We start from the raw sequence: 24202 nt of genomic DNA on the forward strand, positions 1-24202 counted from the left end.
ATCCATTCACGCAGATTGATCGGACTTGCTTGAAGCTTAGACGGTGGTTGGCGTGGGGGGAGGGGAAATTGTTGGCCCTGGTCTGTCATGACCAGTGGCATTTCTTTGTGGCGAGGGGATTTATCCCCGCTGGGCTGCGAGGCAGCCCCAATGCAGACAATTCAATTTGTTCAGACATACCGGATTTCATCTGGGGGGACTGCTTCGCAGTCCAGCGGGGGTAAATCCCCTCGCCACAGATAAATCCCTCTCATCATAGGGATTACGCAAGTCTCGGAAATTTCGCTCGACCTTTGCAGCGTCGACAAACCAGCGGCATGGCTAGGCTGCATTCAAACCCCTTCAAAGGAAGCAAGGAATGCATCCACACCCCAATTCCCATCGCTTGCGTCGAGGTCGTTATTCCGAGCCAGGACGAGCTTATCTGGTGACTGCTGTTGTTCATCAACGACGTCCTGTTTTTGCCAACTGGAAGGTTGGAAGACTATTGGTTGCAGAATTCAAACGTGCCCATGATTCGGGTCTGGTGAGCTCTTTAGCCTGGGTGGTGATGCCGGATCATTTCCATTGGTTGCTGCAAATCCACGAGGGCCATCTGAGTCGTGTCATCGGCGCTACCAAAGCTCGCTGTACCCATAGCGTCAATAGCATGATCGGAGCCACTGGTCCGCTTTGGCAAAGTGGCTTTCATGACCGCGCGATTCGTGACAATGAAGAGCTGCGCCCCAGCGCCGACTACATCATCGCCAATCCGATTCGGGCTGGGCTGGTGGAATGTATCGGGGATTACCCGCTCTGGGATACCGCATGGCTGTGAAGCCCTCATGCTCCCTGTTTGGACAGGAAAATATGGTTTTCCTGTGGAGAGGGAATTTATCTGTTGTGGTGGGATTTACCAGTTGTGATGGAACTCATCTGTGGCGAGGGGATTTATCCCCGCTGGGCTGCGCAGCGGCCCCTAAAAGGCCCCTCGGTGTATCAGGCAGACTGAGTTGCCTGTATTGGGGCTGCTGCGCAGCCCAGCGGGGATAAATCCCCTCGCCACAGATTAATCTCCGCATCACAAGGAGAACTGTCTGAAAACCTTGCACCAGAGCCATCTGCCTGTACCCAGGCAAGACGTTGCACCATCGTTGTGCAATACTCGGCGCCGTTTTCTGAATGACCTCTATTCCAGACAAGGCCTCTGCAAAACCGGATTCCAACTTAGGCTTATCCCTGGATTTACCAGGTTTTACAGTGAAACTCTCTATCCCTGGCTTTTTATACTGCATGGCCCGCTGATCCTGAGGGTGTTGTTCCACAGGACGGTCTGCCCACAAGACAGACCCGGTTTCGGCAAGGTTGCAGGCTTATCGGCCTGTGGCCTTGGATACTCGGTGGCTAATCCAATAACAAGACGAGGTTATCCCTATGCCTGTCGGCAATCATCTGCCCCATGGCGAGACCGCCCAGGGCGGTCCGCTCAAACGTGAACTCGGTGAGCGGCATATCCGCCTGATGGCGCTTGGCGCCTGCATCGGTGTCGGGCTGTTCCTCGGCTCGGCCAAGGCCATCGAAATGGCCGGTCCGGCGATCATGCTGTCCTACATCATTGGTGGCCTGGCGATCCTGGTGATCATGCGCGCCCTCGGTGAGATGGCCGTGCATAACCCGGTGGCCGGATCGTTCAGCCGCTATGCCCAGGACTATCTTGGTCCGTTGGCGGGCTTTCTCACCGGTTGGAACTACTGGTTCCTCTGGCTGGTGACCTGCGTGGCGGAGATCACCGCCGTGGCGGTGTACATGGGCATCTGGTTTCCCGATGTGCCCCGCTGGATCTGGGCCCTGGCTGCGCTGGTCAGCATGGGTTCGATCAACCTGATCGCGGTCAAGGCCTTCGGTGAATTCGAGTTCTGGTTCGCCCTGATCAAGATCGTGACGATTATCGCGATGGTCATCGGCGGCGTCGGCATCATCGCCTTCGGGTTCGGCAATGACGGCGTGGCCCTGGGCATTTCCAACCTCTGGACCCACGGCGGCTTCATGCCCAATGGCGTGCAGGGCGTGTTGATGTCCCTGCAAATGGTGATGTTCGCCTACCTGGGCGTGGAGATGATCGGCCTGACCGCCGGTGAAGCGAAGGACCCGCAGAAAACCATCCCCAACGCCATCGGCTCGGTGTTCTGGCGGATCCTGCTGTTCTACGTCGGGGCGTTGTTCGTGATCCTGTCGATCTACCCATGGAACGAGATCGGCACCCAGGGCAGCCCGTTCGTGATGACCTTCGAGCGCCTGGGTATCAAGACCGCCGCCGGGATCATCAACTTCGTGGTGATCACCGCCGCGCTGTCCTCCTGCAACGGTGGGATCTTCAGCACCGGGCGGATGCTCTACAGCCTGGCGCAGAACGGCCAGGCCCCGGCCGGTTTCGCCAAGACTTCGGCCAACGGCGTGCCGCGCCGCGCGCTGCTGCTGTCCATCGCCGCGCTGCTGCTGGGCGTGCTGCTCAATTATCTGGTACCGGAAAAAGTCTTCGTCTGGGTCACCTCCATCGCCACCTTCGGCGCGATCTGGACCTGGGTGATGATCCTGCTGGCCCAGCTCAAATTCCGCAAAGGCTTGAGCGCTTCAGAGCGTGCGGCCCTGAAATACCGCATGTGGCTGTACCCGGTCAGCTCGTACCTGGCGCTGGCGTTCCTGGTTCTGGTGGTGGGTCTGATGGCGTACTTCCCCGACACCCGCGTGGCGCTCTATGTCGGCCCGGCGTTCCTGGTGCTGCTGACGGCGCTGTTCTATACCTTCAAGTTGCAACCGACGGGTGATGTGCAGGGTTCGGTGCGTTCAGCTTCGTAAGTGGACGGCGATGTATAGCAAAGCCCCGGTCTGATGATCGGGGCTTTCTCATTGGGACCTTCGAAACCTCCTCAATCTTTCATGAGCGTTTGTGCCTGCGGCGCAGTCAAACGGGGATAAATTCCCTCGCCACGCGTTATGGAGCCACCGGTACCTGTTAGTACCTACAGTAGACCTTGTGCTGGCGCAGAACATAGATTGAACGGCACCAGGCAACGGCCGGTTGGATCGGGAGCGCCCGTGAAAACGTTATGGAACGGTTTTCTCAACAACTCATTGATTCGGCTGGACCGCTCAGCGTTGGCGACCGTGACCATCCTTGCGTTCGTCGTGCGATTTCACGGAATCACGCTGCCCGCTATCTGGTATGACGAGGCTTTCAGCGTACTGCTTGCCCGGCATGAGCCTTGGCAGATCTGGTCGCTTACGGCCCGAGACGTTCACCCACCTCTTTATTACCTCGTGCTGCACTACTGGATTGCTTGGTTCGGTGATGGAGCTTTGGCCGTCAGGTCGCTGAGTGTGATCGCGGATGTGGGTACGGTCTTGCTTGGCATAAAGTTGATGAGCCTGGTTGCTACGCGAAGGGCGACCTGGGTGGCTGCGTTGCTATTGGCGTTGCTGCCCATCTCGATTCGATACAGCCAGGAAGCTCGGATGTATACCTTGCTCGGATTCTGGTTGATGGGAGCAACCGTTGCATTGGTTTGTTGGGTGAAAGAACCAGGGAAAAAGCGTTTCCCGGTTACCTATGTATTGCTGATGACCGCCGCTTTCTATACCCACTACTTTGCCGCGCTGTGTGTGCTAGTGCATTGGTTTTATTGGTGGTGGGGGCGACCGGGGAAATATCAAACAGTGCTACCCGTGCGGTCCTGGATGTTGGTCAATGGTGTGATTGCGCTGTTGTTTGTGCCTTGGTTGCCGCATTTTATCGACCAGCTATCCGCCAGCTATATGCTCAATTGGATACCGCCTGTCACAGCGCAGGCAGTGCTGAGTCTCGTTTGGCAGTTCATTTTGATGAACGGGTGGCAGACGCAATCATTGCTTGTGTGTGCACTACCTTTGATAGGAGTTGCCGCAAGTGCGGCAATGCTGGTTTGGAAAGACAATACCCCGCTTCGTTTCAGCGGATTACTGATTGGCTATTTTTTTATACCGACTGTCGTCCTTGTGTTGGTGGCATTAGCTATCCCGATGTTTGTCCCTCGCTATCTGGTTTTCGCGGCGGTTGGGGTGCCTTTCGTCGTCGCTGTAGCGCTGGATAGGTTGGCGCGACGAGCTGATGTTCTGGTTTTGACCGGAATGATTGTGCTGGCAGCGGAAGTACTGGGTCTGCAATCGGTATATCGACAAGATGATGGCTTGAATGGTACCGATTTGCGAAGGGATTTCAGGCTCGATGTGCTGGCTGCTGAACTCCAGGAAGTCGTTCGACCAGGCGATGAAATCGTGCTTGAGTCTTTAATCTGGTATTTGCCATTCAGTTATTACAATCAAACAGGTATACGACCAAAGTTTTACGTTCGCCTGCTCCCAAGCGTCGTTTTGGAGGTCGTTGAGCGTGGCGGCTATGCCCTGATTTCTGAAGGCCCCAATTGGATCTATTTCAGCAACTTCCAGCTACTTAAGTGTCATGGGCACAAGCGCTGGTGGGTAGTGGCGCAATCTTTATCTGACATCAAACCGCTGTTGGAGAAGGATTGGGATCAATCCCTCTCCCTTGTGAATAGGCAGATGATTGCTTCTCTATTTATTCTCAAAGCAACACCTGCCTCAACCGAGGCAGGCAATCAAGCCACTATTACGCAGCCACCACCTCCTGCGGCTCAAAACTGTCCGCCCGCGCCATCTGCCACATCCGCGAATAAAACGCCCCATTGACCTCACCCGTCAGCAATTCCCCCGGCTTCAGAAACACATGCAACTGAGAAAACAACTTCACCTCGGTGGCCGACATCCGCCGCACCAGATGCTTGGGCTGCAATTGCGACGGATGTTCGAGCCCGGCGGCGGCGAGCATTTCGGCCAGGGCCTTGAGGGTGTTGCGGTGGAAGTTGTAGACCCGCTGGGCCTTGTCCGGGACGACCAGGGCGCGTTGGCGCAGGGTGTCCTGGGTGGCGACGCCGGTGGGGCATTTGTTGGTGTGGCAGCTTTGGGACTGGATGCAGCCGATGGCAAACATGAAGCCGCGCGCGGCGTTGGCCCAGTCGGCGCCGATGGCCAGGACGCTGGCGATGTCGAAGGCGCTGACGATCTTGCCGCTGGCGCCGAGCTTGATCTTGTCCCGCAGGTTCAGGCCCACCAGGGTGTTGTGTACGAACAGCAGGCCTTCGCGCAGCGGCACGCCGATGTGGTCGGTGAACTCCACCGGCGCTGCGCCCGTGCCGCCTTCCTTGCCGTCGACCACGATGAAGTCTGGCAGGATCCCGGTTTCCAGCATGGCCTTGGCGATGCCCATGAACTCCCACGGGTGACCCAGGCAGAACTTGAAGCCCACCGGTTTGCCGCCGGACAGCTCACGCAGTTGCTGGACGAACTGCATCAGTTCGATCGGCGTGGAAAACGCGCTATGGCGAGACGGTGAAACACAATCCTCGCCCATGAGGATGCCACGGGTCTCGGCGATTTCCCGGGTGACCTTGTGCTTGGGCAGGATGCCGCCGTGGCCGGGTTTGGCGCCCTGGCTCATCTTGATTTCGATCATCCGCACCTGCGGGTTCTGCGCCTGGGCGGCGAAGCGCTCCGGGTCGAAGCGCCCGTCGCTGGTGCGGCAGCCGAAGTAGCCGCTGCCCAGCTCCCAGGTCAGGTCGCCGCCGTGTTCACGGTGGTAGGGGCTGATGCTGCCTTCACCGGTGTCGTGGGCGAAGTTGCCCAGCTTGGCGCCCTGGTTCAGTGCCCGGATCGCGTTGGCGCTCAGGGAGCCGAAGCTCATGGCCGAGATGTTGAACACCGACGCCGAGTACGGCTGGGTGCACTGCGGGCCGCCGACTGTCACGCGAAAACCGCTGGGGTCGCTCAACGGGGCCGGGCGCATGGAATGGCCGATGAATTCGAAGCCGGTCTGGTAGACGTCGATCAAGGTGCCGAACGGTTTGTCGGCGCTTTCGTTCTTGGCCCGGGAATACACCAGTGAACGCTGGGCCCGGGAGAAGGGCAGGGCGTCGCTGTCGGATTCGAGCAGGTATTGGCGGATCTCCGGGCGGATGCCTTCCACCAGGTAACGGATATTGCCCAGGATCGGATAGTTGCGCCGCACGGCGTGACGGCTTTGCAACAGGTCGAACAACCCCAGCAGGCTCAACAGCCCGGTCACCAGCGTGATCGGCCAGAGCCAGTCGTGTTGCAGGAACGGCAGGCTGGCGAGGGTGAAGATGACACAGCCAGCAAAGAAGGCGTAACGACTCAGCAGAGACAGGCTCATACGGTTTCCTTGGGGGTGAGCGATGGGCGAGGCGGTGGAGGCATTCTGCGCTGACAGCGAAACGGCGGGCAACCCTATGGCGAGGGGATTGTCATGGGAGCAAGGCTGTGGGAGCAAAGCTTGCTCGCGATACAGGCGCCTCGGTTTCTGAAGTACCGAGTCGTCCCCATCGCGGGCAAGCCTTGCTCCCACAGCTTCTACAGTGTTCTCACCCCAGGTGTGGCTCAGCTCGCCTGCTTCATCTGCCGCACCGGCAATTCCACGCGGAAGGTGGTGCCGACGCCGACTTCACTGCGTACCGTGATCTCGCCGTTGTGTTTTTTCACGATGCCGTAGGACAACGACAGCCCCAGCCCTGTGCCCTGGCCGATGGGTTTGGTGGTGAAGAACGGGTCGAAGATTTTCTGCAAGGTTTCGGGGGGGATGCCCGAGCCATTGTCGGAGACTTCGATCCACACGGTTTCATCGGCGACGCCGTTGCGCAGGGTGATGGTGCCGCGTTCGGGGCCGATGGCCTGGGCGGCGTTGACGATCAGGTTCATGATCACCTGGTTGATCTGCGAGGGTAGGCATTCCACTTCCGGCAGCGGCGTGTACTCCTTGACCACGTCGGCCTTGTACTTGATTTCATTGGCGACGATGTTCAGCGTCGAATCCATGCCCTGCTGTAAATTGGCCATCTGCCATTCCTGGCTGGAATCGACGCGGGAGAAGTCCTTCAGGTCCTTGACGATCTGCCCGACGCGGCCGATGCCATCCTTGGATTCCTTGATCAGCAAGGGAATGTCCTCGACCAGGAAATCCAGCTCCACCTGTTCGCGCAGCTTTCTCAAGTTCACCACCAGTTCCGGCGAGGCGATGGCTTCCTCGGCACTGCCGTAGGCGCTGAGCATTTCCTGGAGTTTGCCGAAGTAGCCGTCCAAGGCCCCCAGGTTGGAAGAAATGAAGCCGATCGGGTTGTTGATTTCGTGGGCCACCCCGGCTGCCAACTGACCCAGCGAGGCAAGTTTTTCCGACTGCACCAGTTGGGTTTCCAGCATCTTGCGTTCGTCGATTTCCATTTGCAGCAGCTCGCTGGCCTGTTTGAACGCCAGGGTCCGTTGTTCCACCAGGTCTTCGAGCTTGTTCATTTTCAATTGGGCGCGAGAGGTCATTTCCCATTTGGTGGTCAGGGTATTGGCCATCTGCTGGACTTCGATGTTATCGAAGGGTTTTTTCAGGATCAGCAACCGGTCGTGGCCGTTGAGACGGTCGAGCAGTTCATCCCAGGAATAATCCGAATACGCCGTGCAGACCACCACCTGCAACTGCGGGTCGCGCTTCCAGAGTTCTTCGATGGTCTTGGCGCCATCCCAGCCTTCGGGCATACGCATGTCGACAAACGCCAGGGCATAAGGGCGCTCTTTCGCTGCCGCCTCCAGCAATTTGTTCAGGCCTTCCTGCCCGCCATAGGCCGAGTCGAGTTCGAACACGGTGGCGGCAGGTTTCGGTGCTTCGCCGAACAATGCGCTTTCCATGTCAAGCAAGTCGGCGTTGCTGTCATCCTCCGGGGTGAGGATCTTGCGGAAATCTTCATGAATGGCGGGTGTATCGTCGATCAGCAGGATGCGGCGGTTACTCAGGCTGTTCATGGCTCACCTTCTGCGAGTTTCAGGGGCACCTGGAGTTGGAACGTTGCTCCCTTTCCAGGCCCCTCACTGTGGGCGGTGAGGTGGCCGTTCATTTCAATGGCCGCCAGTGCGCAGCTGTGCAGGCCAAAACCGTGGCCTTCCTTACGCGTGGTAAAACCGTGGGCGAAGATGCGCGTCATGTTTTCCTCCGGGATACCTTCGCCTTCGTCCTTGACGCTGATTTGCAAGGTCTCGCCATCGATGACGGCGGCCTTCAGGGTCATGTTCCGCGCATGATTGGAAACCCCAGCCATGGCGTATTTGGCATTACTGATCAGGTTGATCAGGATCAACAGCAAGCGGTGTTTGTCGCCCATGATCCGCGGCACCTCGCCGTATTCCTTGATCACCGTAACATGGTGGCGGGTCAGGGCGCCCGAGTTCATGCGCAAGGCATCTTCGAGCAGTTCACTGACCACCAAGGGTTCCAGCAGGCTGTTGGCCCCGGCATAGGATTGCTGGGTGGAGACGATGTCCTTGATGTGGTCCACGCTCTTGCTCAACTGGGCCAGTTCGTCGGTCAGGCCCTGCTGCTCGAGGGCGATAGCCTCGACCAGTTGGTTGAGGTAGCCGGGCAGCAACTTGCCTTTCTCGTCTTGGGTGAGGAAGTGGCCGAGGTCATCGGCGTGTTCGTTGATCAGTTGCATCGCCTTGCCCAGCCCCAAGGCCTTGCTGCTGCGCAGTTTGCGGCTGACCAGGTCGGCGGAGATGTTCACGCTGTTGAGGACGTTGCCGACGTTGTGCAGCACGTTGGTGGCGATTTCCGCCATGCCGGCCTGGCGGGCGGTGTCCATCAATTCGCTCTGGGTGTCCTTGAGCTGGCGGGTGCGTTCTTCGACCCGTTGTTCCAGCTCATCGTTGGCGGTTTGCAGGGCATTGTTGACCCTTTTGATCTCGGCGAAGCTGCGTACCAGGCGGATCGCCAGCCAGATCAGTATCAATACCAGGACTGTGGCGAACACCAGCAGGTAGACGTGGTTACGCTCGTACTTGGCCGCGGCTTTGCTCTGGTCCTTCTCCAGCAGGTCGGTAATGGTGTCCAGGCGATTGGCCAAGGGGACCGCTTCGATGCCCTGCAACAACTCATTGACCCGTGGTTGTTCGCGCAGGATCAGCGCGATGTGCCTGCTCAGGATGTCAACGGGGCCTTGCAGCCCCTGCGGCATGCGTTCCTTGTTGACGTCCAGCCTGTTCAGGCCCAGCAGCACCTCGGCAGCCACCTCCGGGGTGCTGAGCTGGGCGAATTCCATGCTGCTGAGCAACAGGTCGTAGGTGTCGATGGCGACGCTTTGCAGCTGCAGCCGCTCGGTGTCGTTCAGCCGGGCGAATTGCGCCTGGATGTCGTCCTCTGCCGTGGGCAGGAAGGCCATGGAGTTGCGCAGCACCGCGTTGTGGGATTTGAACTGCTCCACCAGTCGGGTTTTTTCCTTGACCGCCTTGAGGTACTCGTCACGTTGGGCTTCCCATAGGGACGACTTGTGGCGCCCGGGCTCCGATTCGATGGCGTCGAGACGATGCCACAGGCGTGTCATTTCATGCAGGGGCGAAACCAGGGGGTCGTAGTTGTGGGTCAGGGCGATCCGCGACTTGAGCACCTCGTTGTCCCAGATGGCGTCTTGCTGCTTGAGCTGGCGGATCAGGTCCCGGGACTCAATGTACGAGGCGGCCTGCTGGGCTCCTGAATTGATGTACATGAACAGCAGGACTGAAGCCAGCAACAGGCCGATGAACGCAAGACCGAGGCGACGGAGAGTTGTCATAGAGGCTTGCCCCCCGATTCACCGGTCAGCGTCTTGAGAAACTCGACGATCAGGGTCGTATCGTTCTTGAGCGGCTCACGCCCCAGTTGGTACTTGAACATCACCTCCACCGCATGTTCCAGGGTCGGCGCCGACGCATCGTGGAAATACGGCGCGGTGACGGCCACGTTGCGCAGGCTGGGCACCTTGAAAACCTGGCGGTCCGCTTCATCGCCAGTGATGTTGAAGCGTCCTTCGTCGGCTCGGGTGGGGTTGCCCCGGTCCTTGATGTAGTCGCCCATGACCCCGAACTTCTGGAACATGTTGCCGCCGATGTTCACGCCTTGATGGCAAGCGATACAGCCGTACTCCTTGAAACGCTGGTAACCGAACTTCTCCCGGGGCGTGAGGATGTCGGTATTGCCCAGCAGGTATTGGTCGAAGCGCGAATTGGGCGTCTGCAAGGTGCGCTCGTAATCCGCCAGCGCGCCTTGGATATTGGGTTTGGTCACGCCGTCGGGGTAAGCGTCCTTGAAGTCCTTGGCATAGCCTGGGTCATCGGCGATGCGCTTGACGACGGATTCCCAGGTACTGCCCATTTCCACCGGGCTGGTCACGACCGCATGGACCTGTTCTTCCAAGGTGTCGACGCGGCCATCCCAGAACTGGTGGAAGTTCAGGCCGGCATTGAACACGGTGGGCGTATTGACTTCCACGGGCTTGCCGTCGAAGCCCAGGGAAAACGGTTTGTCGTCGGCGCCACCCTTGTCCAGGCGATGGCAACTGGCGCAGGACAGGGTGTTGTTCACCGACAGCCGTGGGTCGTTGAACAGCCGCAGCCCCAACTGGACGCGCTTGGGGTCCAGGGTCGGAATCGGGGGCAGGGGCTTGAGGGGTTCGTCCAGTGGTTCGGCGTGAGCGGTCACGCTTGATCCCACGAGCAGGCCGAGAGCCAGAATCAGTCCATGTGACGCCATGGGGATGCTTTCCTTGAAACTTTGGTTGATGACACTCAGGTGTTCACGAAAACGGGTTCTGGCGTTTTTCCCACTCGATCATCCAGTCGGCGAAGGCCTGCGGTTCCACGGCCTTGCTGAAGTAATAACCCTGGACCTCCTCGCATTGGTGTTTCTTGAGAAACTCCAATTGCTCGAGGGTCTCCACACCTTCGGCAATGATGTGCAGGTTCAGGCTCTTGCCCAGGCTGATGATGGTGCTCACCAGCTTGGCGTCGTTGCTGTCGATGCTCAGGTCACCGACGAACGACTGGTCGATCTTCAACACATCCACCGGAAATTTCTGCAGGTAGCTCAGGCTCGAATAGCCGGTGCCGAAGTCGTCGATGGCCAGGCGTATCCCCAGTTGCTTGATGGCCTTGAGGATGGCGACCGTGGTATCGACGTTCTGCATCAGTACGCTTTCAGTGATCTCCAGTTCTAACTGTGTCGGGTCCAGGCCGGTTTCCTTGAGGGTGCGGGCAATGCCGTCGACGAAGCCGCGCTGGCGAAAATCGATGGCCGAGATGTTCACCGACAAGTACAGCGGCCGCATTCCCTGGGCTTGCCAACGGCAGGCCTGTTGGCAGGCTTCCTGAAGCACCCATTGGCTCAGCGGAACGATCAGGCCACTGTCCTCGGCGACCGGAATGAAATCCGACGGATAGACCAGGCCATGATCCGGCCTGTTCCAGCGTACCAGTGCCTCGACCCCCACCACCTTGCCGCTCTTGAGGTCGAGCTTGGGTTGGTAATGCAACACGAATTCCTTGCGTTGCAGGCCCAGGCGCAGGCCGGATTCGATGGTCTGCTGCTGCCGCGCCCGGCGGTTCATGTCTTCGGTGAAGAAACGGTAGTCGTTGGGCCCGGTTTCCTTGACGTTGCGCATCGCCGTCTCGGCTTTCTTGATCAGCGCCACGGCGTCGAAACCGTCGGTTGGGTACACGCTGATGCCCAGGCTGGCGGTGACGCTCAGGTCATGGCCGTCAATGGGCTGCGGGGTGCTGATGGCCGCCAGCAGTTTTTCGGCCACGCCTTTGGTTTGCTGCGCGTCGACGATGTCCCCCGCGATTACCACGAATTCATCCGAGCCGTAGCGGAACACCGAATCGGATTCACGCACCACGGTTGCCAGCCCCCGGGCCACCCGCTTGAGCATTTCGTCGCCCACCGGATGTCCCAGCGCGTTATTGACGCGCTTGAAACGGTCCAGGCCGATGAACATCACCGCCAGTTGCCGGTCATGTCGGCGACACTGGGCCATTGCCTGGGTCAGGCGATCGCCGAGCAACATGCTGTTGGGCAGCTCGGTGAGCACGTCGTACTGCAACAAGTGAGACACCTTGAGCAGTTCCTGGACCCGCTCTTCAATCGTGCGCTCCAGGCTGCGCATTTTCCTCGCGGCATCCTGGGCCAGTTGCCATTTCCAGGTCATGGCGCTGGCCATCTGACGGATTTCCAGGGTGTCGAAGGGTTTCTTGAGGATCAGCAGTTGGTCGTCGAACTCGATCCGTTCGGACATGGTTTCCCAGGAATAATCCGAGAACGCCGTGCACAGGGCGATTTGCAGGCGCGGGTCGGCTTTCCACAGTTGCTCGATGGTTTGCAGGCCGTCCCAGCCCGGGGGCATGCGCATGTCGGCGAACACCAGCGCATAGGGCTGGCCTTCGGCCTGGGCGCGCTTGACCAGTTCCAGCGCTTCTTCACCCTGATAGGCCGAGTCGATCTGGAATTGCAGCCGGTTGACCTGCGGGGTGCCGAACAGCAGGCTCTCGGTGTCGTCCAGCGAGTCATCGCCGCCGGCGCTGGGGCTGAGGATCTTGCGAAAGTCCTGATGGATTGCCGGCGTATCGTCCACCACCAGGATCCGCCGGTTGGCAGGGACCGACATGGGGTTCATGGATTGCTCTCCGATAGCTGGCTCGCAGGTCGAGTCCAGTGGTCCGTCGCCGGAACGATGGTGCCGGCCTTGAGCAGTTCGGCGGCCTGGCCGCTGTCGACCACGGTACTGAAGTAATGCCCCTGGGCCTGCATCGCTCCGCCACTGGACATCAGCGTAGTGCGCTGCTCCTGGGTCTCGACGCCCTCGGCGATGATTCCGATGCCCACGTCCCGGGCGAAGTTGATGATCGCCCGCAGCGTCGTGGCGTTCTCGGGGTCGGCGTTGGCGCTGTCGAGGAAACGCTGGGCGAGCTTGAGGTGGTTGACCCGGTAGGTCTTGAGGTAATCGAACGAGGAGTACTCGGTGCCGAAGTCATCGATGGCGATCTGCACGCCCAATTCGCAGAGGCGTGGCAAGACGTCGTTGTGGGTCCACTTGGTCTGGGCGAGGGTGGCTTCGGTGACGTCGAAGCGCAGGTCCCAGGGCGCCAGTTCCCAGCGCGCGGTGGTGCGCAGCACATCGTAGATCAGTTCCGGGCCGGTCTTGAGTTGGGTCAGGGACAGGTCGATGGCGATCACCGGGGGCGCCATGCCCTGGTCGCGCCACTGGCGCATCTGTTGGCAGGCCTGGTCCAGCACCCAATGCCCCAGGCCAATGATGATCCCGGTCTTCTCGGCGGCCGGCATGAAGGCCGCCGGCTCCAGCCAGCCACGTTCGGGGTGGTTCCAGCGCACTTGCACGCCCATGCCGAGGATCTTGCCGGTGCCAAGGTCGACTTCCGGCAGATAGTGCAGGTGCAGCTCGTTGTTTTCGACCGCTTGGCGCAGGTCGTTGGCGAGGGCGACCCGGTCGGTAACCTCCTGATTGATCTCCTCGTTATGGAAATGGTACTGGTTGCGGCCCTTTTCCTTGGAACGGTACAGGGCCATGTCGGACTGCGCCATCAGGCTGTCGGCACTCAGGCTCTGCGGGGTGTACAGGGCGATGCCAATGCTCACCGAGATCCGCACATCGTTGCCGTCCAGGGAGTACGGCGCCACGAGGGCATCGCGGATCTTGGCCGCCAGCGCGGCGCAGTGGGTCGCTTCATGGACGTCCAGTTGCAGCAGGGCGAATTCATCGCCGCCCAGGCGCGCCACCACGTCGTTTTCCCGGGTACAGGCCTTGATCCGGGCGGCGACTTCCTGCAACAGCAGGTCACCGATGGGGTGGCCCAAGGTATCGTTGATCCGTTTGAAGTGGTCCAGGTCCAGGTAGAACATGGCAAACGGCGCCGCTCCCCGACGAGCGGCGGCGAAGGCCTGGTGCAGGCGCTCGATCACCGTGGCACGGTTGGCCAGCCCGGTCAGGCCGTCGGTGCGGGCCAGCAGGGCGATCTTCTCTTCGGCCAGCTTGCGCTCGGTGATGTCGAGGATGATGCCTTCCACTTCCAGCAACAGGCCCTGATCGTTGCGCACCGGTATGTAGCGGTTCTCCACCCAGCGGAACGTGTCGTCGCCGGTGCGCATGCGAAACTCGATGGAAGCCCCCGCGGTGTCGCGGTCCAGGACGCGGACCATGGCCTCATGGACTTTGTCCTGGTCGTCGGGGTGGATCAGGGTTTGCGCCCAATCCGGCGCGTTGGTCAGTTGCGCCGCGGAATGACCGAACTTGGTGATGTTGTGGGAGATGTACATCAATGGAAACGGTGGCTCGCCCCGCAGGCGATAGAGAATGGTCGGGCTGTTCTGCACAATGATGTTGGCGTCGGCCAGTTCCCGGGTGCGCTCCTCGACTGCGCGCTCGAGCATGTCCATTTTCAGCGCCGCGTCCTCGGTCATCTGCCATTTGACGGTCAAGGTACTGGCCATCTGGCGGATCTCGATGGCGTCGAAGGGTTTTTTCAGGATGAGCAAGCGGTCGCCCAGGTCCAGGCGATCGGCGATGTCTTCCCAGGAATAATCCGAGTAGGCCGTGCACAGGGCCACTTGCAGCTTGGGGTCGGCGCGCCAAAGCCGTTCGATGGTTTCCAGGCCGTCCCAGCCCGGCGGCATGCGCATGTCGATGAACGCCATGGCGAAGGGCTGCCCCTGGGCCAGCGCCGTTTCGACCTTGTTCAAGGCTTCCATGCCCTGGAACGCCGATTCGAGCACGAAACTGGTGCTGGCGACGGCCACCGGCGCGCCGAACAGGGCCTCTTCAGCGCTGCTCAGGTTGTCTTCGGCGTTCATCTGGGGGCTGAGGATCTTGCGAAAATCCTCATGGATGGTCGGGGTGTCATCGACGATCAGGATCCGCCGATTGGTTTTATCCAACGGCAGGCTCATGGCCGTGCACCGTCTTGATGCGGACTATAGAACCCTGGAAACATCTGATATCCCTTTCGCTGGCATGAGTATTCGGCCTGTACATGGCCCTTCATGGGGTACAGCATAGCTGTCTGATCGGGATGCGCTCGTGCACTGATGGCAAATGTGTCTAAATTTTCGCAATCTACTAGCCTGTATTTTGGGGCTAAGGTAGAACGGTTGTCGTGAATCAGGAGGGGGTTTCAAATGGAAGATCAATCGCCGGACGTTCCGGTAAAGAAGCCGACGGTGCTGCTGGTCGATGACGAAGAGTCGATTCTCAATAGCCTGCGTCGGCTATTGCGCAGTCAGCCATACGAAATCCTGCTGGCCGACAGTGGTGCCAAGGCCCTGGAAATCCTCAAGGAACGGCCGGTCGACCTGGTGATGACCGACGCGCGTATGCCGAACATGGATGGCGCCACGCTGCTGGCCGAGATCCGCAAGTTGTATCCATCGACCTTGCGCATCCTGCTCACCGGTTATGCCGATGTGGACATGATGACCAAGGCCATCAACGAGGGGCAGCTTTATCGCTACCTCAGCAAGCCCTGGAACGATGAGGAATTGGTGCAGGCCCTGCGCCAGGCCCTGGCTCACCAGCATTCCGAAAGCGAGCGCCAGCGCCTCGAAGCGCTGAATCGCGAGCAGAACCAGCAACTCAAGACCCTTAACGCCACCCTGGAAAAACGCGTGGCGTCGCGCACCTCCGAGTTGCAGCAGACCGCCGACATGCTCGACCTGGCCTATGACGAGCTCAAGCGCAGTTATGTGACCAGCACCGAGGTGTTTTCGCTGATCGCCAACCTGCGCCTGCCCAAGGCCAAGCAGACCAACCGGCAGATCATCGAGTTGATCAGGGTCTACAGCCGGCTGCATTTCCTCGATGAGTCCACCGACCGCGACCTGACCATGGCCGCGGCGCTCTACAACATCGGCAAGCTGAGCTGGACCGACAACATGATGGTCACGCCCGCCGACATGCTGCACCACACTGAGCTCGAGCTGTACCGCGCCTATCCGAAGCAGAGCGAATCGCTGCTGATGACCCTGGATCCTATGAAGGACGCGGCGCGGATCATTCGCCACCACCAGGAGCGTTGGGACGGCAGCGGTTTCCCCGAGCACCTAAAGGGCGATGCCATTCCGTTCGGTTCGCGGCTGTTGAAACTGGCGGTGGACTTCATCGAGCTGCAACGCGGCTTGATCCTCGAACGGCAGATGAACAGTGACGAAGCGCTGGTCTATATCCGCAAATACGCCGGCAAGCTATACGACCCGGACATGATCGAGGACTTCATCAAGGCCTGTGGCGAATACCTGGAAGACGTGACCCTGTCGGACCCGACGGTGAAGGTCATGAATACCCGGGAACTGGCGGCGGGCATGATCCTGGCGCGTAACCTCAACGCCGACAACGGCATGCTGTTGCTCAACGCCGGCAAGGTCCTGAGCGCTCCACTGGTGGAAAAACTCATCGCCTTCGAAGCGATGGAGGGGGCCCGGTACAGCGTGTTCGTCAAAATCCCCGAGGAGGCCGACCCTTCGGTGCCGAAGCCGATTTTGGGGTGACAGACCTCTAGCGGTCACTGCGATTCCTTGTGGGAGCGAGCCTGCTCGCGATGGCGGCGTATCAGTTAAAAAAGAAATCGACTGACACTCCGTCATCGCGAGCAGGCTCGCTCCCACAGGGGGCTGTGCGTGTGCCGAAACGGGTGCCAGGCTTTTCTCCCTCCGTCCTGGTCTGTAATCTCCCCGGCATTTCCCCGCCCAAGGCTTTGATCTCCCATGACCACTCCCCTCATCCGTATCGCCGCCGCCCTGCTGCTCGGGTCGGACGGGCGAACCCTGCTGGTGCGCAAGCGCGGCACCCGGGCCTTCATGCAGCCGGGCGGCAAGATCGAGGCCCATGAGCAGCCGGTGCAGGCGCTGGCCCGTGAATTGGAAGAGGAGCTTGGCTTACAGATCGACCCGGCACAGGCCCGGCACCTGGGCGTGTTCAGCGCTCCGGCGGCCAACGAACCGGGGTTCGTCGTGCAGGCCGAGGTGTTTTTGCTACGCATCGACGCGCCGGTTTCGCCGGCTGCCGAGATTGAAGAGATTTGCTGGATCGACCCGGCCGGTGACAATGATCTTGTGCTGGCACCGTTGACAGGCGAGGTGATCCTGCCGTTTTATCGAGCGACACATCTCGCCACCTGCTGATTCACGCCTCAAGGACTGATGCTCATGATTCCACTGCCGGACCTGTTGATTTTCGCCGCCGCCGCGTTGCTGATGGTACTGACGCCTGGCCCGAACATGATTTACCTGATCTCCCGTTCGATCTGCCAGGGCCGCAAGGCCGGCGTCACCTCCCTGCTGGGAGTGGTGGCGGGGTTCTTCGTGCACATGTTCGCCGCCGCCGCCGGGTTGACGGCGGTGTTCCTGGCGGTGCCCGTGGCCTATGAGTTGTTGAAATGGGCCGGTGCGCTGTACCTGTTGTGGCTGGCCTGGCAGGCCGTGAAGCCCGGCGCGCGTTCGCCCTTCGAGGCCCAGCAATTGCCTGCGGACTCGACGCGCAAGTTGATCACCATGGGGTTTCTCACCAGCGCGCTGAATCCCAAGATCGCGGTGTTCTATCTGTCGGTGTTCCCGCAGTTCATCAGCCCGGAACACGGTTCACTGTTCACCCAGAGCATTGTCCTGGGGCTGACCCAGATCAGCGTCAGTTTCAGCGTCAACCTGTTGATTGCCCTGTTCGCTGCCGGTATTGCCTCGTGGTTCGTCCACAACCCGACCTGGCTGGCGGCGCAGCGTTACTTCATGGGGTTTGTGCTCGGTGCGCTGGCGTTGCGCCTGATGTTTGAGCAACGGCGTTCGGCGTGAGCATCCGACGGTTGCGGGCCGGCGATGCCCAGGTGTATCGCCAACTGATGCTCCAGGCGTACGCCCTGCATCCGCAGGCCTTCACCTCCAGCGTCAACGAGCGGGCGAAGTTGCCCATCAACTGGTGGGAATCGCGCCTGGGCAGCCGGTTCGATGTGCTGCTGGGGGCGTTTGTCGAGCAAGCGTTGGTCGGCATCGTCGGCCTGGCCCTGGAGCCCCGGGAAAAAGCCCGGCACAAGGCGTTGCTGTTCGGCATGTACGTCGCCGATGAGCATCGCCATCGCGGGCTCGGCTACCAACTGGTGCAGGCCGCCCTCGACGAAGCCCGGCGCTATCCCTTTCTGCGCCTGGTGCAACTGACCGTCACCGCCGGCAACGACCCGGCGGTCAAGCTCTACCAGCGCTGCGGCTTCGTCCTGTACGGCCTCGAGCCAATGGCGATCCGCGTGGACGACCAATACCTCGACAAAATCCACATGTGGCTCGAGCTCTAATCCCTGTGACCATGACCGTTGCGCTTTTGTGGCGAGGGGATTTATCCCCGTTGGGCCGCGAAGCGGCCCTAAAGCAGTGAACTCAATCTTCCTGACACACCGAGTTGCCTGCCTTGGGGGCTGCTTCGCAGCCCAGCGGGGATAAATCCCCTCGCCACAAAGGCCGCCAGTCAGCGCACAGCACTGACCCCATCCAATGTCGAAAACGAGGTGTCCTTGGCCGTCAGCAGAAAATCGCGCATGTACGGCGCGTCGAGCATGTCGGTCCGCACTGCCGCATACAACGTGGCAAACAAGCCTTTCTCCCCCAGCCGCTTGGCTTTCACGTAACCCCGCGAGCTGTATTCATGCAGGGCCCAGTGCGGCATGCCGCACACGCCACGGCCGCTGGCCACCAGTTGCATCATCATCACCGTCAATTCAGAGGTGCGGACCTGGGCCGGTTCGATGTCGGCCGGTTCCAGGAAACGGGTGAAGATGTCCAGGCGGTCGCGCTCCACCGGGTAGGTGATCAGGGTTTCGCTGATCAGGTCCTCGGGCACGATGTAGGGCTTGCCCGCCAGCCGATGCTGGTTGGCGACGGCGAGCATCGCTTCGTAGGTGAACAACGGCACGTACGTGATACCGGCCAGCTCCAGCGGGTCGGAGGTCACCACCAGGTCGAGGTCGCCCCGGGCCAGGGCCGGCAATGGAGCGAAGGCGAAGCCCGAGGCCAGGTCCAGTTCGACTTCCGGCCAGGCATCGCGGAACTGGTCGATGGTCGGCATCAACCACTGGAAGCAGCTATGGCACTCGATGGCCATGTGCAGGCGCCCGGCGGTGCCGCCAGCCAAGCGGGCGATGTCCCGTTCAGCACTGCGCAGCAACGGCAGGGCGGCATCGGCCAGTTGCAACAGGCGCAGGCCGGCGCTGGTGAAGCGCACGGGCTTGGTCTTGCGCACGAACAACTGCATGCCCAGGCGCTCTTCCAGTTCCTTGAACTGGTGGGAGAGAGCGGACTGGGTCAGGTGCAGGCGTTCGGCGGCTTCGACCAGGCTGTCGGCTTCGCGCAGGGCGTGCAGGGTCTTGAGGTGACGGAGTTCAAGCACCGTGGGCTCCATGAGTAAAACTTGTGATCAACACGAAAAGGTTGAGTTTGTCTCATGTGGGCCGTGCTGTCGACAATAGCGCCATCTTTTATAGGAGGACGCACACCATGGCCCTGGCCCACACCCTCGGTTTTCCCCGCATCGGCGCCGACCGCGAACTGAAAAAAGCCCTCGAAGCCTACTGGAAGGGCGACCTGGCCCCGGCCGCGCTGCAAGCGGTGGGACGCGAACTGCGGGCCCGGCACTGGCAATTGCAGAAAGACGCCGGCATTGACCTGCTGCCCGTCGGCGACTTTGCCTGGTACGACCAGGTGCTGGGCCATACCTTGACCCTGGGCGCCGTCCCACAACGTTTCCACGGCACCTTGAATGCCCAGGGCCGACCGACCCTCGACACCCTGTTCGCCATGGCCCGTGGCGCCACGGCCAGTTGCTGCAATGCCGACCACGGCCAGGCGCAATACGCCCAGGAACTGACCAAGTGGTTTGACACTAACTACCACTACCTGGTCCCGGAATTTTCCGCCGACCAGACCTTCGCCCTGAGCTGGGAGCAGTTGTTCGATGAAGTGGACGAGGCCCATGCCTTGGGCCATCAGGTCAAACCGGTAATCATCGGCCCGTTGACCTACTTGTGGCTGGGCAAGGCCAAGGGTGCGGATTTCGACAAGCTCGGCCTGCTGGAGCGTCTGTTGCCGGTCTACGGGGAAATCCTCAATCGGCTCAAGGCTCAGGGCGTGGAGTGGGTGCAGATCGACGAACCGATCCTCACCCTCGACCTGCCCCAGGCCTGGAAAAGCGCGTTCGAGCGTGCCTATCACATCCTCCAGTATTCGCCGCTGAAAAAACTGGTGGCGACTTATTTCAGTGGCCTGGAAGACAACCTCGGCCTGGCGGTGAGCCTGCCGGTGGACGGCTTGCACATCGACGCGGTGCGCGCCCCGGAACAATTGGGCCAAGTGCTGGACCGCCTGCCGACCTACAAGATTCTCTCGGTGGGCCTGGTCAATGGTCGCAACATTTGGCGCTGCGAGCTGGAACAGGCGCTGGCGCAACTGCAACCGGCCCAGGAGCGCTTTGGCGACAACCTCTGGGTCAGCACTTCGTGCTCGCTGTTGCACAGCCCGGTGGACCTGGAACGCGAAGACCGGCTCGATCCGGAACTCAAAAGCTGGCTGGCCTTTGCCGTGCAGAAGTGCGGTGAGGTGGCGGTGTTGCGCGATGCGCTCAACGATCCACAGGCCCCGGGTGTACAGCAGGCCCTGGCCGTCAGCCGTGACGTGCAGACCGGTCGCGCCAGCTCGACGCGCATTCATAAAGCCGAGGTTCAGGCGCGCCTGGCGGCCATCGGGCCACAGGACAGCCAGCGGTGTTCGCCGTTTGCCAAGCGCATCGAGGAGCAGCGTGCCCGACTGAAACTGCCCCCTTTTCCCACCACCACCATCGGCTCCTTCCCGCAGACCCCGGCGATCCGCCTGGCGCGTCAGGCTTATAAGCAAGGCAAGCTGTCGGCCAACGATTATCAGGATGCCATGCATACCGAGATCCGCCATGCCGTGCAGATCCAGGAACGCCTGGGCCTGGATGTGCTGGTGCACGGTGAAGCCGAGCGCAACGACATGGTGGAATACTTCGCCGAGCAACTGGACGGCTACGCCTTCACCCGTTTCGGCTGGGTGCAGAGCTATGGCTCGCGTTGCGTGAAGCCGGCGATCATTTATGGAGACGTCAGCCGACCGAATGCCATGACCGTCGACTGGATCCGCTACGCGCAAAGCCTGACCGACAAGGTCATGAAAGGCATGCTCACCGGTCCCGTGACCATGCTGATGTGGTCGTTCCCCCGCGAAGACGTGTCGCGCCAGGTCCAGGCCCGACAACTGGCCCTGGCCCTGCGCGACGAAGTGCTGGACCTGGAAAAGGCCGGGATCAAGATCGTGCAGATCGACGAGGCGGCGTTCCGCGAAGGTCTGCCTTTGCGTCGCGGGCAATGGCAGGCGTACCTGGACTGGGCCGTGGAGGCCTTCCGCTTGAGCGCATCGGGCGTGGGCGACGAAACCCAGATCCATACCCACATGTGCTATAGCGAATTCAACGACGTGATCCAGGCCATCGCCGACATGGACGCCGATGTCATCACCATCGAAACCTCGCGCTCGGACATGGAACTGCTCGACGCGTTCGAGGCCTTCGACTACCCCAATGACATCGGTCCGGGCGTCTACGACATCCACTCGCCACGGGTGCCGGACACCGCCGAGATGATCGCGCTGATGAGCAAGGCAGTGAAACGAATCGCGCCTGAGCGGCTGTGGGTCAACCCTGACTGCGGGCTGAAAACCCGGGGCTGGCCGGAGACGGAAGCGGCGTTGGTGAACATGGTGGCGGCGGCGCGGCAGTTGCGTAGCCAGTTGGCCTGAAACCGGTACCTTGAGCCGGGACTTGTGGGAGCAAAGCTTGCTCGCGATGAAGCCAACGCGATCTCTCTGGAATCGAGGTGCCTGTATCGCGAGCAAGCTTTGCCCCCACAGATACATCCTTTGCGCAGGCAACCACTCGGCAATCTTCATCAAACTGTCACGCAACTGTGGCAGCGCGCTTGAACAAACTTCATCAGACTCGCGCTCTACTGGGGTTCTGCGTTTCGGTGTTTCTTCATGCGTGTATTCATTTTCCTGGCCGCGTTGTTTTTCGGCCTGCCGTCGATGGCGGCGTCTCGTTGTGATGTCAATGTTGCGACCCAACGGGTCGATCTGGATCAGGTGAGCCTGGCCTACCAGAGCGTTGGCCGTGCTTCCGATCCGGCATTGCTGCTGGTGATGGGCCTGGGCGGGCAGTTGATCCATTGGCCGGATGAAGTGGTGGTCGCCTTGTGCGAGCAAGGTTTCCGGGTGATCCGCTACGACAACCGCGACGTCGGCCTGTCCACCTGGCGCCAAGCGCCCGGCAGCGCCAACCTGACCTTCGAAGCCCTGCGTTACAAGCTCGGCTTGCCCGTGGCCGCGCCTTATACCTTGACCGATATGGCTGACGACGGGCTGGGGTTGATGGACGCCTTGCAGGTGCAAAGCTTCCACGTGTTGGGTGTGAGCATGGGCGGGATGATCGCCCAGCACATGGCCGCCATGGCGCCGCAGCGGGTCGAAAGCCTGACCCTGATCATGACCAGTTCCGGTGCCGAAGGCCTGCCCGCACCCAGCGCCGCGCTGGTGCAGTTGCTATCGCGACGCAGTGCGCCGAATCGCGAAGCGGCATTGCAACAACAGGCCGACCTGCTGGCCGCGCTGGGCAGTCCGATGGTGGTGGATGATCGCCAGGTATTGCTGCATCAGGCTGCCGTGGCCTATGACCGGGCCTTCAATCCCGAAGGCGTGAAGCGCCAGATCATGGCGATCATGGCCGAGCCGAGCCGGGTGGCGCTGCTCAACCAACTGCGGGTGCCGACCCTGGTGGTCCACGGCACCGCCGACCCGTTGCTGCCGGTGATGCACGGCGTGCACTTGGCGGCGCACATCCAAGGCAGTCAATTGAAACTGATCCCGGGCCTGGCCCATCGCTTCCAGGATGCATTCAAGGCACCGTTGCTGGGGGCGGTTTTGCCGTACCTGCAGCAGCACCGCGAAGACACTTCGCACTGGGCGCAGATCGAGCCGGTGCAGGCGCCGAATCTGCTCTGATAGCACCTTCTTTTTAAAGGACTGGGCTTTTGTGGCGAGGGAGCTTGCTCCCGCTGGGCTGCGCAGCAGCCCCTAGGGTTCAGCCCGAGGCATCAAGGTGGCTGGGTAGATTATGGGGTTGCTTTGCAACCCAGTGGGAGCAAGCTCCCTCGCCACAGTTTCATTCACCTTTGAAGGGGGAGGGTCAGCCTCTACCGCGCTTGAGCCTGCTCCACCAACCACCCCATCAATTCCTGCAACGGCCCCGACGCCTCGGGTTTGCGCGGATGCACCAGGTGGTAGCCCAACCCGGTCTTGACCTTCAATTCGAACGGCATCACCAGCCTGCCGGCGCTCAGGTCGTCGCCGATCAACGACCAGTCGCCAATCGCCACGCCTGTGCCCTGGGAGGCCATGGACATCGCCAGGTCCAGGGTTTCGAAGTGCTGGCCCTTGCTGACATTGCTCAAGTGCACATGGGCCGCTTCCAGCCAGGCGTTCCAGTCGCGCTCGTCACGGGTGGGGTGCAACAGCAGGTGTTGTTGCAGGTCGGCGGGTTCACGCAGAGGTACGGAGCCTTCCAGGACCGGGCGAGAACAGACAGGCGTCAGTTGTTCATCGAACAGGTGCAGGCACGCCAATGAGGCATCGGGTGGCGGACCATAGATCACCGCGGCGTCGAAGGCTTCACGCTGGAAATCCACACCGTGCCTGACCGTGGTGGTCAGCTCCACCGGTACGTCCGGCCGTTCCTTCTGCCATTGCAACAGGCGTGGCAGCAGCCAGCGCATCACACAGGTCGGGGCCTTGAGTTGCAGGGTCTGGCGCTTTTCGCCGATCTGCTCCACCGCTTCGCCGATCAGGCTGAACACCTGCTGCACCCGTGGCAGCCACGCCAGGCCCTCGGCGGTCAGGCTCAGGCCGCGCGCCTGGCGCTGGAACAGCGCATAACCCAAATGATCTTCCAGCCCGGCGATCTGTCGGCTCACCGCGCCCTGGGTGATGTGCAGCTGCTCGGCGGCCCGGGTGAAGTTGCAGCACTGGGCCGTGATCAGAAACGTATGGAGCGCCGGCAGCGGGGGAAGTCGTTTCATTTCGGATCCAAGCCATGACGTGAGGACATGGCTAGTATGACTTTTTATCCATTGTTGCCGCTATGGTCGGACCGTTCCAATAACGCCATTCCCCAAACAAAAAGGGACCCGCCGCGTGCTGTGCGGA

Annotated in this window: 17 protein-coding genes; 9 read left to right on the top strand and 8 right to left on the bottom strand. The window is 60.7% G+C overall.

The features are described from left to right. The first annotated feature begins 358 nt into the window (after nucleotides 1–358). From DTP52_RS13090 to DTP52_RS13105, 3 genes are all read left to right on the top strand, one after another. Nucleotides 359–817 carry a transposase gene (locus tag DTP52_RS13090; protein WP_109753743.1) on the top strand — a complete coding sequence of 153 codons (459 nt, stop codon included), beginning with the start codon at nucleotides 359–361 and terminating at the stop codon, nucleotides 815–817. 596 nt (nucleotides 818–1413) lie between these two features. After that, nucleotides 1414–2835 carry an amino acid permease gene (locus DTP52_RS13100; protein WP_109753745.1) on the top strand — a complete coding sequence of 474 codons (1422 nt, stop codon included), beginning with the start codon at nucleotides 1414–1416 and terminating at the stop codon, nucleotides 2833–2835. A gap of 240 nt (nucleotides 2836–3075) precedes the next feature. Further along, the gene (locus DTP52_RS13105) at nucleotides 3076–4722 is read left to right on the top strand and encodes a glycosyltransferase family 39 protein (protein WP_256594256.1); all 1647 of its coding nucleotides are present in this window, start codon (nucleotides 3076–3078) and stop codon (nucleotides 4720–4722) included. Here the strand turns inward: DTP52_RS13105 and DTP52_RS13110 are convergent. From DTP52_RS13110 to DTP52_RS13140, 6 genes are all read right to left on the bottom strand, one after another. Next, on the bottom strand, nucleotides 4643–6262 hold the full coding sequence (locus DTP52_RS13110; protein WP_109753747.1) for an FMN-binding glutamate synthase family protein: 1620 nt from the start codon (nucleotides 6260–6262) through the stop codon (nucleotides 4643–4645). The genes DTP52_RS13105 and DTP52_RS13110 overlap by 80 nt on opposite strands. A gap of 224 nt (nucleotides 6263–6486) precedes the next feature. After that, complete coding sequence (locus tag DTP52_RS13120) at nucleotides 6487–7893, bottom strand: ATP-binding protein (protein WP_109753748.1); 1407 nt, start codon at nucleotides 7891–7893, stop codon at nucleotides 6487–6489. Next, complete coding sequence (locus DTP52_RS13125) at nucleotides 7890–9692, bottom strand: DAHL domain-containing protein (RefSeq protein ID WP_109753749.1); 1803 nt, start codon at nucleotides 9690–9692, stop codon at nucleotides 7890–7892. Before DTP52_RS13125 ends, DTP52_RS13120 begins: the two co-directional genes overlap by 4 nt. After that, nucleotides 9689–10648, bottom strand: a complete 960-nt coding sequence (locus DTP52_RS13130) for a cytochrome-c peroxidase (protein ID WP_109753750.1) — start codon at nucleotides 10646–10648, stop codon at nucleotides 9689–9691. Before DTP52_RS13130 ends, DTP52_RS13125 begins: the two co-directional genes overlap by 4 nt. Nucleotides 10649–10691: 43 nt before the next feature. Next, a complete protein-coding gene (locus DTP52_RS13135) occupies nucleotides 10692–12566 on the bottom strand; it encodes an EAL domain-containing protein (RefSeq protein WP_109753751.1) in 1875 nt (624 codons plus the stop codon). Beyond that, complete coding sequence (locus tag DTP52_RS13140) at nucleotides 12563–14854, bottom strand: EAL domain-containing protein (RefSeq protein ID WP_109753752.1); 2292 nt, start codon at nucleotides 14852–14854, stop codon at nucleotides 12563–12565. The genes DTP52_RS13135 and DTP52_RS13140 overlap by 4 nt, the downstream gene beginning before the upstream one ends. A 228-nt stretch (nucleotides 14855–15082) precedes the next feature. Between DTP52_RS13140 and DTP52_RS13145 the strand changes: the two genes are divergently transcribed. The 4 genes from DTP52_RS13145 to DTP52_RS13165 all read left to right on the top strand — a co-directional run bounded on the left by DTP52_RS13145 (nucleotide 15083) and on the right by DTP52_RS13165 (nucleotide 18237). Next, on the top strand, nucleotides 15083–16447 hold the full coding sequence (locus DTP52_RS13145; RefSeq protein ID WP_109753753.1) for an HD domain-containing phosphohydrolase: 1365 nt from the start codon (nucleotides 15083–15085) through the stop codon (nucleotides 16445–16447). A 216-nt stretch (nucleotides 16448–16663) separates the two neighbouring features. Further along, nucleotides 16664–17080 carry an NUDIX domain-containing protein gene (locus DTP52_RS13155; RefSeq protein ID WP_109753754.1) on the top strand — a complete coding sequence of 139 codons (417 nt, stop codon included), beginning with the start codon at nucleotides 16664–16666 and terminating at the stop codon, nucleotides 17078–17080. A 24-nt stretch (nucleotides 17081–17104) separates the two neighbouring features. Next, the gene (locus tag DTP52_RS13160; RefSeq protein WP_109753755.1) at nucleotides 17105–17743 is read left to right on the top strand and encodes a LysE family translocator; all 639 of its coding nucleotides are present in this window, start codon (nucleotides 17105–17107) and stop codon (nucleotides 17741–17743) included. Beyond that, nucleotides 17740–18237, top strand: coding sequence for a GNAT family N-acetyltransferase (locus tag DTP52_RS13165; RefSeq protein ID WP_109753756.1), 498 nt, complete (start codon nucleotides 17740–17742; stop codon nucleotides 18235–18237). The genes DTP52_RS13160 and DTP52_RS13165 overlap by 4 nt, the downstream gene beginning before the upstream one ends. A gap of 170 nt (nucleotides 18238–18407) precedes the next feature. Here DTP52_RS13165 and metR read toward each other — a convergent pair whose 3' ends face one another. Continuing rightward, the gene (metR, locus tag DTP52_RS13170; protein WP_060740854.1) at nucleotides 18408–19325 is read right to left on the bottom strand and encodes a transcriptional regulator MetR; all 918 of its coding nucleotides are present in this window, start codon (nucleotides 19323–19325) and stop codon (nucleotides 18408–18410) included. A 107-nt stretch (nucleotides 19326–19432) separates the two neighbouring features. On the opposite strand from metR, the gene metE reads away from it, so the two are divergent. Next, nucleotides 19433–21745, top strand: a complete 2313-nt coding sequence (gene metE / locus DTP52_RS13175) for a 5-methyltetrahydropteroyltriglutamate--homocysteine S-methyltransferase (RefSeq protein ID WP_109753757.1) — start codon at nucleotides 19433–19435, stop codon at nucleotides 21743–21745. A 237-nt stretch (nucleotides 21746–21982) separates the two neighbouring features. Further along, nucleotides 21983–23002 (top strand): alpha/beta fold hydrolase, encoded by a 1020-nt coding sequence (locus DTP52_RS13185; protein ID WP_109753758.1) that lies wholly within the window; start codon nucleotides 21983–21985, stop codon nucleotides 23000–23002. A gap of 191 nt (nucleotides 23003–23193) precedes the next feature. On the opposite strand, the gene DTP52_RS13190 is transcribed toward DTP52_RS13185, so the two are convergent. Continuing rightward, the gene (locus DTP52_RS13190; RefSeq protein WP_109753759.1) at nucleotides 23194–24075 is read right to left on the bottom strand and encodes a LysR substrate-binding domain-containing protein; all 882 of its coding nucleotides are present in this window, start codon (nucleotides 24073–24075) and stop codon (nucleotides 23194–23196) included. Between the last annotated feature and the right edge of the window lie 127 nt (nucleotides 24076–24202).

It is taken from the genome of Pseudomonas sp. 43mfcvi1.1 (assembly GCF_900115935.1).
GTDB classification, from domain to species: Bacteria; Pseudomonadota; Gammaproteobacteria; order Pseudomonadales; family Pseudomonadaceae; genus Aquipseudomonas; species Aquipseudomonas bijieensis.

What these genes read in the sequence shown, in the direction of transcription:
- DTP52_RS13110 (WP_109753747.1), bottom strand. Translation starts at nt 6,262, where the DNA reads ATGAGCCTGTCTCTGCTGAGTCGTTACGCCTTCTTTGCTGGCTGTGTC.
- DTP52_RS13090 (WP_109753743.1), top strand. Translation starts at nt 359, where the DNA reads ATGCATCCACACCCCAATTCCCATCGCTTGCGTCGAGGTCGTTATTCC.
- DTP52_RS13135 (WP_109753751.1), bottom strand. Translation starts at nt 12,566, where the DNA reads ATGAACCCCATGTCGGTCCCTGCCAACCGGCGGATCCTGGTGGTGGAC.
- DTP52_RS13160 (WP_109753755.1), top strand. Translation starts at nt 17,105, where the DNA reads ATGATTCCACTGCCGGACCTGTTGATTTTCGCCGCCGCCGCGTTGCTG.
- metE (WP_109753757.1), top strand. Translation starts at nt 19,433, where the DNA reads ATGGCCCTGGCCCACACCCTCGGTTTTCCCCGCATCGGCGCCGACCGC.
- DTP52_RS13190 (WP_109753759.1), bottom strand. Translation starts at nt 24,075, where the DNA reads ATGAAACGACTTCCCCCGCTGCCGGCGCTCCATACGTTTCTGATCACG.
- DTP52_RS13125 (WP_109753749.1), bottom strand. Translation starts at nt 9,692, where the DNA reads ATGACAACTCTCCGTCGCCTCGGTCTTGCGTTCATCGGCCTGTTGCTG.
- DTP52_RS13140 (WP_109753752.1), bottom strand. Translation starts at nt 14,854, where the DNA reads ATGAGCCTGCCGTTGGATAAAACCAATCGGCGGATCCTGATCGTCGAT.
- DTP52_RS13120 (WP_109753748.1), bottom strand. Translation starts at nt 7,893, where the DNA reads ATGAACAGCCTGAGTAACCGCCGCATCCTGCTGATCGACGATACACCC.
- DTP52_RS13155 (WP_109753754.1), top strand. Translation starts at nt 16,664, where the DNA reads ATGACCACTCCCCTCATCCGTATCGCCGCCGCCCTGCTGCTCGGGTCG.
- DTP52_RS13130 (WP_109753750.1), bottom strand. Translation starts at nt 10,648, where the DNA reads ATGGCGTCACATGGACTGATTCTGGCTCTCGGCCTGCTCGTGGGATCA.
- DTP52_RS13100 (WP_109753745.1), top strand. Translation starts at nt 1,414, where the DNA reads ATGCCTGTCGGCAATCATCTGCCCCATGGCGAGACCGCCCAGGGCGGT.
- DTP52_RS13185 (WP_109753758.1), top strand. Translation starts at nt 21,983, where the DNA reads ATGCGTGTATTCATTTTCCTGGCCGCGTTGTTTTTCGGCCTGCCGTCG.
- DTP52_RS13145 (WP_109753753.1), top strand. Translation starts at nt 15,083, where the DNA reads ATGGAAGATCAATCGCCGGACGTTCCGGTAAAGAAGCCGACGGTGCTG.